This window comes from Brevibacillus sp. NRRL NRS-603 (assembly GCF_003013445.1).
GTDB classification, from domain to species: Bacteria; Bacillota; Bacilli; order Brevibacillales; family Brevibacillaceae; genus Brevibacillus; species Brevibacillus formosus.
This window is the reverse complement of the sequence record NZ_PXZN01000012.1, coordinates 462,968-475,405: the sequence shown is the minus strand read 5'-3', so window position 1 is coordinate 475,405 and position 12,438 is coordinate 462,968. Positions and strand designations below refer to the sequence as shown.

The following is a 12,438-nucleotide window of genomic DNA, read 5'->3' as shown; positions in this document are numbered from 1 at the left end:
ATCGACGTACGAATGGGAGGGATTCGTATCGAACAGAGGATCATCCAAATCAAGTCGCCTGCACAGTATAACGGATGGACCATGACGCAGACGTGGGAGCATCTTCTTTTTTTACATTGGGCAATTTCCCCGGCGTCTATCAAAGCGCTGATTCCAGCAGGGCTTGAGCTCGATACCTATGATGGCAAGGCCTGGATCAGTATGATCCCGTTTTTGCTGAGTGGCGTACGTCTGCGGCGGATGCCATCCGTACCATTCACGACGACTTTTCCTGAAATCAATGTTAGAACATATGTGAAGGCGAAAGGGAAGACGGGCGTGTATTTTCTTTCGCTAGATACGTCGAATCCTTTAGTGATTAAGATTGCGAAATTTTGGTACCGACTGCCCTATTATCGGGCCCAAATGACTTTTCATCGCCAAGGGGATGAGATCGATTTTACCTCTCGACGTCTGTCTGGTCTACCTCAGTCTCCCTCGTTCGAAGGCAGCTACCAGCCTCTCGCTGACAAATTTTTAGCCAAAGAGGGAACGCTGGTGCATTGGCTGACGGAGCGATACACGCTCTTTTGCAGCTGTAACAGAACGAAGCAAATGATGTTTGCGGATGTGGTACACGAGCCGTGGCAGCTACAGGAGGCAGCCTTTCATATTCGTGAAAACTCGATGACCGAAAACCTGTCGATCCCACTTACGGATTCTCCGCATCTAGCACTGTATTCACGTGGGGTACAAAGTCTGATTTGGCCGATTCGAAGTCTAGCGGATCTATCTGCGGATCAAGATGGGTAGTAGCGACTGATACCGCTCCAACGGGTATCAGTCTTTTTGATTTGAGGCTTGCCAGACTGACTTTTGGTCGGTAAGATGGAAGGTAGCACTTTTTTTCGTAAAAACAGGAAGGATATGGTATTTGGTTATGGCTCGAAAAGAACGAATTGGTGAGTTGGATCTGATCCGGGCCTTTGCATTCTTGGCTGTGGTTTATCAGCATGTCATTGGTGTGTATATTCGGGAGCCGGGACTGACAGAGCAGGTGTCGATCATCTACGGAATGCTGTTTCATTTGCTAAAATTCGCGGTACCAGCATTCATTTTCATCACGGGTCTTGTTTTGTTTTACAACTACTCTGAAAAAGTGAACTACATTTCCTTCACGCGTAAACGAATAACCGAGATTTTGGTTCCGTATGGAATATGGTCGGTGGTCTATCTTTACTTGATGGAGAAGCCTTTGGGTGAGGGAGCAGCGTTCGTCTGGAATGTAAGCAAAAATTTTCTGACAGGGACATCCTCGTATCATCTGTGGTTCGTCGTGATGATTTTTCAGTTCTATCTTTTGTATCCGTTTTGGCAAAAAGTATTTGAACTTTTCCGCAGATTCGTGACAAGCCGTTTTCGTCTCATTGTCGCCCTTGGTGTCACCGGATTGATTTATGGAGGTCTCATGTGGTTTTCAGCGCGGTACATCCCGGCCCACGGCTTTCGATTCGATATGAATTGGCTTGATACGTATTTCATCAAATACCGCGATCGAAATGCGTTCTATTATTTCTATTACTTTTTGTTCGGTGGCTTAGTTGCCTTCAGTTTGCCTGCATTTCGTGCCATCCTGAAAAAATACTGGCAATGGATCATTGCTTCGGTTGCTGTCCTGTACGCAGTCATTGGTTATGAACTTTTCCGTGATTCAGGGCAAGGCCAGATCAATATAAACGTAGCGACATCCTTGAAACCGTCCATGTTCCTGTATACGATGGCTTGCTTACTGGCTGTGTACGCGCTCTGCCTATGGATGAGCAAAAAGCAATCCAAATGGACACATTGGCTAGGACTCATTGGGAAATATTCGTACGGAGCGTATTTGATTCACGCGCTGATCTTGACATACTTGATGAAGCTTTTGCGCGAGCTTCAGCTTTTTCACACGGGCGTGTGGGGAAGTATGGTAGCATTCGTCTTGTGCTCCATTCTTTCTTTTGCCATATCCTATGGGCTGGGAAAAGTGCCGTTTGGTTCCTTGTTAGTGGGGGCAGCAGAGAAAAAGACAAAAAAGATCCCGTCCTCTCAAAAGGAATGGCAAAACGCAGGTTAATCGCAAGCAGTTTGGCCAGATGTAGAGAATTGCAGGAGGTTGAAGGGAGAAGCGAACCGTCATGCTGTTAGCTTACATTCAGTTAGCCTTGGCTATGGCCTTGGTCGGAAGCAACATCTCCATCGGGAAAGAAATTGTTTCCCATGTTCCTGTGTTTTTGTTTTCGGAGCTGCGCTTTTTACTCGCGATCGTCATCCTATTGCCGTTGGTTGCTATGCGTGGGGAATGGAAAACGTCTTGGAGCCGTGAGGAAGGCAGGGTGTTATTCTGGCAGTCGTTTTTCGGCGTGTTTCTGTTTAGTATTTGCATGCTGTACGGCGTTCAGTCGACGACCGCTACGGCAGCCGGTATCATTACAAGTACGGTACCTGCCTGCATTGCTTTGTTTTCATTCTGGATTCTCAAGGAAAAATTACAGGCCAACAGCTTAGTGGCAATCGGTCTTTCAGTGGGCGGCATCGGATTCATTACGTTCACAGGAAGCGGAGTGGAGCAGAACTGGGTAAGCATGCTAGGCAATTTGCTCATATTTTTTGCAGTTGTTAGTGAAGCGCTTTTCACGATTTTCGCCAAAAGACTGTCAGGGAAAATTACCCCTTTTCAAATGACGGCTGCGATTAATGTCATCAGCTTTGTCTTGTTTCTTCCGTTTGCGATCTGGGAAAGCTTGCGGTTTGATTGGGGTACCGTACCAGCAAATGTATGGTGGCTTCTTGTGTACTATGCGTTTACGGCCAGCGTCTTATCCTTCTTTCTCTGGTACAAAGGAGTGGAGAAGGTGGAGGCTTCCAAAGCGGGCTTGTTCACCGGAATGATGCCGATAAGTGCTGCTCTCGTGGCTGTCCTTTTCTTGAACGAAGCATTTACTTGGATGCACGGAGTAGGGATGATTCTGGTGCTCGCCTCCATTTTTATTGGTACACAGCAGCCTCGACTCATACGTTCGTCGATAGAAAGCGAATAGAAATAGCATGATGGAAAGGTCTCGGAAACCCTGGTATTTATACGTCTTGGGTAGCCGGGGCTTTTTTTGAAAGAGAACGAAAAGCGCCCTGACACGAGGTCAAGACGCTTTTGCAGTAGAGCTAGTTACATTTATTTGGTCGCTGCATTTTCCAGATCTTTTACACCGCTGTAAACCAAGTCGAACAAGTCCGCAATGTTTTCTTCTTCAATGCAGGAGAAGGCAATGCGCAAATCGGTTTGACCGAGAGCGATCGTACCCACGCCATATTGTTCCAGCAAGTGCTGGCGCAATGTTTCCGCTTCGACAGTCTTTAGCTTGAGGCACATGAAGTAGCCGGAGTTGAATGGATAGTAGGTCCACACGTCATCGTATTTACCGCTGTCGAGCACTTCCTTGGTGCGGTTGGCGCGACCTTTCATGATATCGAATTTCTCCTGCTTCTGTGCTTTGTACTCCGGGGCAGTGATTGCTTGCAGGACGAATGTTTGGGAAGGATGCGATCCGCTGGAAAGTGTAGCGCGGATGATTCCCATAGTCTTCTGCTCCAAAGCGCTTAGCAAGTCGCTGGATGGCGATGCATACGTAATGAAGCCAACACGGAAGCCCCATACGTAATCCTCTTTGGTAGCCCCATCTACTTTTACAGGCAGAATGCGAGGGTGAACATCGCACAGGCTAGCGAAGAGAGATTCGTGCATCGAATCTTCGAAGAACAAGCCGAAGTATGCGTCATCTGTCACCGCAACAATGTTGATTCCAGCCTCCGCGCCTTCTTTGAGTGCAGCGACGATTTGTTTTCCTTCCTCTGGACCTGGTGTATAGCCCGTCGGGTTATTCGGGAAGTTGAGTACAACGATGGCTTTGCCTTTGTCTTTTTGAGCGAGAATGGCATCACGCAAAGCAGCAGCATTAAATTTCATCTCGTCGTTATACAATGGGTAGTAGACCATCTCCGCACCACGGCGGATCGAAAACGTAAGCTCGTAGTTTTCCCAGTTTTTATCCGGGATGATAACACTATCGCCACTGTCAGCGAACAAGTCCGACACGATGCTCAGACCATGGGTCAATGCGTTTGTAACGATTGGGTTACTAAACGTATGAGTAGCCAGTGCAGGCTGTTCCTCGATCATTTTTTTACGCCATGCTGCACGCAGCTCAGGTTTTCCTGCTGGGGGAGCATATTCGTAAATGTCTTTTGGCTGGTAAGCAGACAGGTTATCCTGGATGACCTTAAGGTGCATCGGTTGACCGTTTTCCAGGGCAATCCCGATAGTTGCGTTGTACTTTTTCGCTTTTGCTTTCGCTTCTGCCGACTGGCTGAGAATCCCCTCTTTCGGGAAATAAATCAGCTTGGCGATATTGGACAGCATTTCATATACGTGTGGGTTTTCGCGTTGGATGGTTTCGTTCAGCGTTGATGCCAATGAATGCATGGTAGCCTCCCTTTTCATATACAAACATCTATCTTTACCAATAAAGATAGCGTATCTACATGCATTTGTCACCCTTGCCCAGGGGATATTTCAGATTTTGCGAGGTTCCTTTTGACATAGAGGACCGGATTTGCTACCTTGATATCGAAAAATGAGTAATGCGGGAGGGAGAAATAAATGGCTGAACGCATGATCGTTCGCCTGGGAGACCCTATCTTGCGTGAAACTTCAAAAAGAGTACCATCCATTACTCCGCAGGTTGAAAAGATATTGGATGATATGACCCAAACGATTTACGCTGCGAAAGGTCGGGCAGGCTTGTCCGCGATCCAGATTGGCATCCCCAAACGTTTAGTCGTGATGGATTGCGGCAGCGGCTTGATTGAACTAATCAATCCGGTGCTGATGGAAAAGTCAGGTGAGCAGGTAGGGCAAGAAGCTTGTCTTTCGATACCAGGTGTTTTTGGAATCGTTCGTCGGGCGAATTATGTCAAAGTTCAGACGTTGAACCGCCAAGGAGAAACGAAGACGATTGAAGCCGAAGATTTCCTTGCTCGGTGTATTCAGCACGAGATGGACCATTTGGAAGGAATTTTGTTTATTGATCATACGGAAGAGCTCTACTCAGCAAAAACAGGAAAGAAACTGAATCGTAAGGATTTGCACCGGCTACAAGCTAAGAGTGGGAAAAAATGGTGGGAATAACCGGAGCATAAACAACAAGGAGATTGACTCATGAAGCGTTGGAATATTATGTTAACAGGCTTTGGAACAGTTGGGCAACAGGTAGCCAGACTGCTGGAGCAGCGACGGGAGCGGTATCGCGAGCTATATCAAGCGGATGTCAGACTCGTGGGAGTCGTTCGTTCAGCTTCTGGCCTCTATGATGAGAATGGAATCGATTCAGGAAAATGGGAAGACTATGCTCATACAAAACAAGCAGGGAATCCATCTTGGAACGCGCTGGAATTTATCAAGTCAGCTCAAGCAGACGTGCTCATCGAGGCAGGTCCATCTGAAAAAGAGGGAGGACCCGGTCTGACTTATATTCGTTATGCATTGGAAAATGCTATGCATGCGATCGCAATTTCAAAAGGCGCGCTTGTTGTCGATTATGCTGGCTTAGCCGCTCTAGCCAAAAAACATGGCGTCGCGTTGAAAGTGAGTGGAGCAACAGCAGCAGCCCTGCCGACGATTGATCTTTTGCAGTATAACTTGGCAGGCTGTGAAGTAAAGCGAGTCGAAGGTATTTTTACGGGAACGACGAACTTCGTGCTCACAAAAATGATGGAAGAGGGGCTCACCTGTGCAGAAGCAGTCGAGCTCGCTCAGAAGATGGGGATTGCCGAACCCGACCCTTCTTATGATATCGATGGTTGGGATACAGCTTCGAAGCTCACGATCTTGGCAAACGCTGCTTTTGGCGGGCAAGTAAATCTAAAGGATATCGCACGTGCAAGTATTCGCGAAATAACCTCGTTACAAATCGAGACGTGGAAAAAGCATACGAAGATTCCCAAGCTGATCGGAACGATCCAAAAGGATGCGAATGGCACGCTTACTGTAGCAGTTGAGCTGTGTGCGGTGGATTTTACCCATCCGTTTGCATCTGTATCAGGTACGACAAAAGCCATAAGAGTAGAAACAGATGTCATGGGGGATTTATTGGTCGTTGGAGGAAAATCAGATCCTGTCGCGGCAGCAGCGGCTGCCTTAAAAGACCTTGAACATATTATGAGCAGATAGGTTCATTTGCATGTGCTTCCAGTGTTCCTTAGGAATGAGTCGTTTAGAACCGCGTGCATACTAGGGATGTACCACCAAAAACGGCGAGGGGGCCATACGGATGAAACAATCGTCTGATGTCAATGCCGAGCTACAGCAAGTATCTGCTTACCCCACCAAGCAAGAAATGGATCAAAAGGACGTTGCTTTGCTAGATGAGCAGGAAAGCTGCTGTACCCCCAAAAAACAGGCAACAGAAGCGCAGCGGAAGTAACGTCTACACGAAAAAAGCCGGGTCTCTATTACGAGACACCGGCTTTTCGTTTATCAGGCGGTATGTTTACCCGATAAATTCTTGTACCCAGTAGCCATTTGTGAAGCCTACACCAATTTTTGTGAACGCAGGGTTCATAATGTTTTGGCGGTGGCCTTCACTGTTCATCCATTGCTGCATGACTTCTTGTGGACTCTGTTGACCCATGGCGATATTCTCACCTGCAGTCGAGTACTGAATGCCATACTGCTTCATCATGTCAAATGGGGAACCGTACGTTGGGCTGTTGTGGTCAAAATAGTTGTTAGCAGACATATCTTGTGCTTTTGCCAACGCTACTTTGGACAGTGCTGCATCCATTTGAACAGGCTTGAGACCTGCTTTTGCACGTTCTTGGTTTACTAAATCCGCGACTTGTTGCGCAAAGTCACCAGCTTTTGCTTGATCCGCTTGATTTACTGGAGCAACAGGCTGAGTGAAGTTATTGCTAGGTTGCGCTGGTGCAGCTTGAACTGGTGCTGGTTGAACCGGAGTTGGTTGTACCGGCTTTGCAGGTTGCATCGGTGTCATTGGCTGTTGTATTGGCATTGGTTGTCCAGGGGCAAAGCCTTGGTTTTGTTGATAGAAGTTCCAAAATGGTTGGGAATTTGGAGCTTTTTGGAATTGTGGCATATAATATTGGAATTGTCCGCTAGGAACAGGGCAATTAGAAGCAGCCGAAGCAGAAGAAGCAAACCCTGTCAAAGCCAAGCCCAGACCAAGAGTCATCGCGATTGTAACAGAACCAAAACGTTTCATTAAACAAATCTCTCCTTTTTTTTGCCTACGAGGTTAGTTGTCGGATTCGGATTGAGGAAACAACCCTACGCCAGTCGGCGATTCACCCCAATGTGGAATAGCTCATCCACAAAAAAGTCCCCCGCACTTCCTTTTCACGAGGAAGTCTCGGCTTATTTCGTTTGGCATGAACAACGATATCAGACAATCCCAATCGAAATAAAGGAGTAATATATGGCAAACAGCTAGAAGCGTTGATAAATTAGGCTCATTTCGTTTCGCTTGATTGTTCCTTCCAGGCGGTTAAGCCGCCTTCCAATGCATTTGCATGAAAACCATGCTCACGAAGCAGAGCGGCAGCTTTTTGAGCTTTGTTACCTGTTGTACATAAGGTAACGATCTGTACATTTTGCGCGAGCTTTTCGGTTTCTTCATCGAGTGGTTTGTCCTGTTCTTTCATTAGAAGATAGGGGACGTTTCGCGCCGATCCGTTTTCGTGAACAAGGCTGCCGGAAATAAATTTTTCAGCGTCACGCACGTCCAATAATAGTACAGGCACTCTTTTTTCAAGCATGTCGGATAATTGAATGGTTGTTAACGTATGATTTTGCAATGTAATCCCTCCCAATCCTATTGTAACAGAGTACCGCCTCGTCCAGAATAAGGATGAACGGTTGCTTTTATTGGACAACCATGGTAGAATGAGGTTGCTACTTGAAAAATTGATACCTATCATTCATCGAGGTGTATGCTGATGGATAACATTTTTGAATCCCCGATTCACACTGGCGCGGTCATCGGAGCCGCAAGGATGGAAGAGAGGAAGGGCTTTCATTGTTTTAGGTTTTCAAAAGGTTTAGTTTTTTATTTTGCAGTTCCGTCCTATGACATTCATTTATTTGCCGAGTAGGTAAAATTCACATATCATGAAGGCGTATCATAGCACATGATCTGGTATTTCTTCATGATATGTGAGCTTTATTTGCTTCGGTAAATATGACTAGCATATTCAAATTGAATTTTTGGAGGTTTTTTTAAATGCAAACGAACGGAACAGTAAAATGGTTTAACGCAGAAAAAGGTTTCGGTTTCATTCAAGTAGAAGGCGGAGACGATGTATTCGTACACTTCAGCGCAATTCAAGGTGACGGTTTCAAAACTTTGGACGAAGGTCAAAAAGTTCAATTCAACATCGTTCAAGGCAACCGTGGCCCACAAGCTGAGAACGTAGTAAAACTGTAAGTCTCCTTTTAAAAGAAACTGTCCTTTCAGGGGCAGTTTCTTTTTTGTCAGAGGACGTTGAAGCAAAAAGGCGTTGGGATCGTTCCCGGCGCCTTTTCCTGCATGCGAATCAATAAAAAAGGAACTATGGCGTCCCACCATAATTCCTCATTTTCATTCTGCAAAATAGTTAAATACAAGTTTCGATTTCGACAGTTTGGAATTGACTGTCAAGAACGGAAAGGCCGGCCACTTGACCGCCACCGATGGAAGTACGGCCATAAGTGGTGAGAAGGACATTTTCATTGTTTTCTGCTACGGTAAGGCGAACTTCATAGTGGAAAGAAGCGGGGACCAGCGCATTGAAAGCAGTGCGAGTATTCGCTGGTATAAATTGCGTGATGTCAAGCAAGGTGCTAACTGGATTCGTTTGCGTAACTGCGTTACCCCAGTTCAATACTTGCACACGTACTTCAACATCTTCTGTATTCAGATTTACTAGGTCGAGGTGAGCGGTGATAGCAACTCCAAGGTTGTTTTGCAAAATACCAGTTGTTCTCACAGTATTTCTTTTTGGGCGTCTGTGACTTCTTCTTTCAGTATTACCTTGATCGTCGTCGTGTTCGATTTCAGACATCCATGTTCACTCCATTCTTGTGTAATCTAGTGGGACAATAATACGATATTGTTTCTTGTCTTGATTTGTAACGGCGAACGTAAGGGGACGAGTAACTATTTTTGATAGAGGACGGTGGAGGGCTTGGGAGAAATGCCTGTATGCAAACAACTAGACTATACGGCTCGATTTGATTGGGGGTACGAAGGGGTGGAACAGGTCGGGGCAGCATCGGATATGATCGTCATTATCGATGTGCTCTCTTTCAGTACGTGTGTCGATATCGTAACGGGACGTGAAGGTATCGTCTATCCTTATCAGACAAAGGATGAGTCAGCCATTGCATTCGCCATACAAAAAGCAGCGTTGCTCGCTGGAAAACGCGGGGAACCGATCTCCCTTTCACCCGCTTGTCTAAAAACAATACCCAGGGGAAGTAGGATGGTGTTACCCTCGCCAAACGGATCGACCTGTACCATATTGGCAAAGAAAACAGGGGCAAAGGTTATCGCCGCGTGCTTGCGAAATGCGCCATCCGTCGCCAGATACATACAGCAGCAGAAAGGAACAATAACGGTCATTGCTTGTGGTGAGCGGTGGGGAAATGGAGCATTGCGACCTGCTATTGAAGATATGATTGCGGCAGGTGCGCTGCTTCACGAATTGGCGGGGTATCGATTGTCACCAGAGGCAGAAATGGCAGTGGCTGCCTTTCGATCTGCCCAAGATCATCTTCCCGCTTACTTGCAGAAATGTGCTTCCGGCCAAGAACTGATCAGCATGGGGTACCCCGAAGATGTCGCACTTGCAGCAAAATGGAATCAGAGCTGCACGGTTCCAATGCTTAACAATGATTTTGCTTACGAAGCGATTTAGTCTTTTCGCATAAAGAATCCCTCATTCGGTAACCATGGTTATGAACCACACATGAGAAAAACTGGACAGGGAGGATTCATATGGATGACAACAGCAAGTCCATTAACCAGTCAGAAGAAAATATCCTGACGAATCGCCAAGGCCATCCGATCACAGACAACCAGAACTTGCGGACTGTTGGAAATCGCGGGCCAACCGTTCTGGAGAATTACGACTTCCTTGAAAAAATCACGCATTTTGATCGTGAGAAAACACCTGAGCGTGTCGTGCATAGTCGAGGTGCAGGAGCACATGGCTATTTCGAAGCGTATGGAACCGTAGGTAATGAGCCGATTTCTACGTACACGAGGGCAAAGCTGTTTTCGGAGCGAGGGAAAAAAACACCTGTGTTTGTGCGGTTTTCTACGGTTAATCATGGTACACATTCTCCCGAAACATTGCGCGATCCACGCGGGTTTGCAGTGAAGTTTTATACAGAGGACGGGAACTGGGATCTGGTTGGCAATAACCTCAAAGTTTTTTTCATTCGGGATGCGATGAAGTTTCCTGATCTTGTACATGCGTTCAAGCCTGACCCTGTCACAAATATTCAAGATGTGGAACGGATCTTTGACTTCATCTCGAATACGCCTGAGGCCATGCATATGATCACGTTTTTGTTCTCCCCGTGGGGAATACCAGCGAACTATCGGCAAATGCAAGGCTCTGGCGTAAACACGTACAAGTGGGTAAACCATGAAGGAAAAGCGGTCCTGGTCAAATACCATTGGCAGCCGTTAGCGCAAGGGATTAAGAATTTAACACAAAAACAGGCGGAAGAAATACAAGGGAAAAACTTCAATCATGCCACGCAGGACTTGTATGAAGCAATTGAGCGAGGAGAATATCCGGAGTGGGAAATGTGCGTCCAGATCATGAGTGATGACGATCATCCTGAGCTCGATTTTGATCCGCTTGATCCTACGAAAATATGGCCTGAAGATCAGTTCCCTTTTCTTCCGGTAGGCAAAATGGTTTTGAACAGAAACCCGGATAACTATTTTGCTGAGGTTGAGCAAGCTGCTTTTGGGACAGGTGTTTTAGTGGATGGACTTGATTTTTCTGATGACAAGCTACTGCAAGGAAGGACCTTTTCCTACTCTGATACGCAACGTTACCGGGTTGGCGCCAACTATTTGCAGCTTCCGGTCAACGCTCCCAAAAAGCATGTAGCTACGAATCAGGAAGGCGGTCAAATGCTGTATCGAGTCGATCGGACCCAGCGGCATATTAACTACGAGCCGTCAACGATTGGCGGATTGCAGGAAGCCAGGCAAGCAGCTCCTGATCATCAGCCAGAAGTGGAAGGGAAGGTCGTTCGTCAAAGGATTGATCGAACCAACGATTTCAAACAAGCGGGAGAACGTTATCGCCTCATGGAAGACTGGGAAAGAGAAGACCTCCTTGCCAATCTAACGGATGCACTCCTCTCCTGTGATCCTCGCATTCAAGAGAAAATGCTTGGCTACTTCTCGCAATGTGACGAGGAGTACGGTCAGCGTTTGAAAGCTGGAATCGCACAGGGCAATGGCGGAAACAGCAAAGAGATGGGCGGACCGATGGGCGCAACGAATCCCGGAGCGGCTGTCAAGGAAGCCGAACAGGAGTCTCGCCCGTCTAAGCCTTACTGATGACCCAATAAACAACAGAAATGAATGAACAGCGGAGCTTTGCCGAATCCATGGTAAAGCTCTTCTTTGTATCTGGTTGCAATTTTACTTAACAATCAGTAGGCTAAAACGTATCGGATCGATTTACCAAAGGAGACGACATTCATGTCAAAGGATAATAAAACACATCAACATATTGTAGATGCAGCCTTTCAATTGTTTGCGGAGCATGGGATTGAAAAGACGAGTCTGACGATGATTGCTACAGAAGTAGGGATCACGAAGCCGGCGATCTACTACCACTTTGCATCAAAGGAAGCACTTCTCGATTATTTGTTTGATCAACTGTTTGGAAGTTATACATTTTCCCATTTTTTCACGATAACGCATTTTACAGCTGATAATTTCGCGGAACTCCTTATCGAAAATGGGTTGAAGCTATTGCCGAGCGAGGAAGAGGACTATGCTGTTTTACGTGTCTTCAATCAATTTCTGCTGTCTGTCAGTCAAAAAGAGAAGTACCGTGACAAGCTGCGTCTGATGCAAGAAGATTTTTTGCAGGGCTTTACCTCCTTACTGGAGCGAGGGATAGAGTTAGGTGTCGTCAAGCCTGATCGTGTCGTAGCAAAAGCTCATATTCTAGCACTCGTCGTCGATAACATCAGTAATTACATGCTGATGGGGATTGAGCTCGATCAGAGGGATATCTGGACTGAAACAGTGAGAAGCGTGCTAAAGTAATCGAAAAAACAGTGACGCAATTCGAGTTGCCAGCGTCTTACAATTGTTTACATTAGACGAT

At 46.4% G+C, this 12,438-nt stretch carries 14 protein-coding genes and 1 riboswitch; of the genes, 10 read left to right on the top strand and 4 right to left on the bottom strand.

Annotated features, from left to right (window positions below; all coding sequences use genetic code 11):
* Window positions 1-12: 12 nt before the first annotated feature.
* The 3 genes from C7R94_RS09385 (at window position 13) to C7R94_RS09375 (ending at window position 3,059) form a co-directional block, all read left to right on the top strand.
* Window positions 13-792 carry a YqjF family protein gene (locus C7R94_RS09385; protein WP_233220511.1) on the top strand — a complete coding sequence of 260 codons (780 nt, stop codon included), beginning with the start codon at window positions 13-15 and terminating at the stop codon, window positions 790-792.
* Between the two features lie 127 nt (window positions 793-919).
* Window positions 920-2,095, top strand: coding sequence for an acyltransferase (locus C7R94_RS09380; RefSeq protein WP_106781259.1), 1,176 nt, complete (start codon window positions 920-922; stop codon window positions 2,093-2,095).
* A gap of 61 nt (window positions 2,096-2,156) precedes the next feature.
* A complete protein-coding gene (locus C7R94_RS09375; RefSeq protein ID WP_106780322.1) occupies window positions 2,157-3,059 on the top strand; it encodes a DMT family transporter in 903 nt (300 codons plus the stop codon).
* A 131-nt stretch (window positions 3,060-3,190) separates the two neighbouring features.
* Here C7R94_RS09375 and C7R94_RS09370 read toward each other — a convergent pair whose 3' ends face one another.
* Entirely contained in the window at window positions 3,191-4,498 is a 1,308-nt protein-coding gene (locus tag C7R94_RS09370) for an aminotransferase class I/II-fold pyridoxal phosphate-dependent enzyme (RefSeq protein WP_047067278.1), read from the bottom strand.
* A 177-nt stretch (window positions 4,499-4,675) separates the two neighbouring features.
* Here C7R94_RS09370 and def point away from each other — a divergent pair, with 177 nt between their 5' ends.
* The 3 genes from def (at window position 4,676) to C7R94_RS30235 (ending at window position 6,497) form a co-directional block, all read left to right on the top strand.
* A complete protein-coding gene (gene def / locus C7R94_RS09365; protein WP_106780319.1) occupies window positions 4,676-5,203 on the top strand; it encodes a peptide deformylase in 528 nt (175 codons plus the stop codon).
* A 30-nt stretch (window positions 5,204-5,233) separates the two neighbouring features.
* Window positions 5,234-6,244 (top strand): homoserine dehydrogenase, encoded by a 1,011-nt coding sequence (locus C7R94_RS09360; RefSeq protein WP_106780317.1) that lies wholly within the window; start codon window positions 5,234-5,236, stop codon window positions 6,242-6,244.
* A gap of 100 nt (window positions 6,245-6,344) precedes the next feature.
* Window positions 6,345-6,497 (top strand): hypothetical protein, encoded by a 153-nt coding sequence (locus C7R94_RS30235; protein WP_197244705.1) that lies wholly within the window; start codon window positions 6,345-6,347, stop codon window positions 6,495-6,497.
* Window positions 6,498-6,563: 66 nt separating this feature from the next.
* On the opposite strand, the gene C7R94_RS09355 is transcribed toward C7R94_RS30235, so the two are convergent.
* Together C7R94_RS09355 and C7R94_RS09350 are read right to left on the bottom strand one after the other, a co-directional pair.
* Window positions 6,564-7,295 (bottom strand): CAP domain-containing protein, encoded by a 732-nt coding sequence (locus tag C7R94_RS09355; RefSeq protein WP_106780315.1) that lies wholly within the window; start codon window positions 7,293-7,295, stop codon window positions 6,564-6,566.
* A 7-nt stretch (window positions 7,296-7,302) separates the two neighbouring features.
* Window positions 7,303-7,458, bottom strand: a riboswitch (cyclic di-AMP (ydaO/yuaA leader).
* 84 nt (window positions 7,459-7,542) lie between these two features.
* Window positions 7,543-7,887: a rhodanese-like domain-containing protein gene (locus C7R94_RS09350; protein ID WP_233220510.1), complete on the bottom strand. Its 345-nt coding sequence runs from the start codon at window positions 7,885-7,887 to the stop codon at window positions 7,543-7,545.
* 425 nt (window positions 7,888-8,312) lie between these two features.
* On the opposite strand from C7R94_RS09350, the gene C7R94_RS09345 reads away from it, so the two are divergent.
* Window positions 8,313-8,516 carry a cold-shock protein gene (locus C7R94_RS09345; RefSeq protein ID WP_007729289.1) on the top strand — a complete coding sequence of 68 codons (204 nt, stop codon included), beginning with the start codon at window positions 8,313-8,315 and terminating at the stop codon, window positions 8,514-8,516.
* Window positions 8,517-8,685: 169 nt separating this feature from the next.
* On the opposite strand, the gene C7R94_RS09340 is transcribed toward C7R94_RS09345, so the two are convergent.
* Complete coding sequence (locus C7R94_RS09340; RefSeq protein WP_106780311.1) at window positions 8,686-9,132, bottom strand: hypothetical protein; 447 nt, start codon at window positions 9,130-9,132, stop codon at window positions 8,686-8,688.
* Between the two features lie 132 nt (window positions 9,133-9,264).
* Here C7R94_RS09340 and C7R94_RS09335 point away from each other — a divergent pair, with 132 nt between their 5' ends.
* The 3 genes from C7R94_RS09335 (at window position 9,265) to C7R94_RS09325 (ending at window position 12,377) form a co-directional block, all read left to right on the top strand.
* Window positions 9,265-9,987 carry a 2-phosphosulfolactate phosphatase gene (locus C7R94_RS09335; protein ID WP_106780309.1) on the top strand — a complete coding sequence of 241 codons (723 nt, stop codon included), beginning with the start codon at window positions 9,265-9,267 and terminating at the stop codon, window positions 9,985-9,987.
* An 80-nt stretch (window positions 9,988-10,067) separates the two neighbouring features.
* A complete protein-coding gene (locus C7R94_RS09330; protein ID WP_106780307.1) occupies window positions 10,068-11,657 on the top strand; it encodes a catalase in 1,590 nt (529 codons plus the stop codon).
* A 144-nt stretch (window positions 11,658-11,801) separates the two neighbouring features.
* Entirely contained in the window at window positions 11,802-12,377 is a 576-nt protein-coding gene (locus C7R94_RS09325; RefSeq protein WP_106780304.1) for a TetR/AcrR family transcriptional regulator, read from the top strand.
* Window positions 12,378-12,438: the final 61 nt, after the last annotated feature.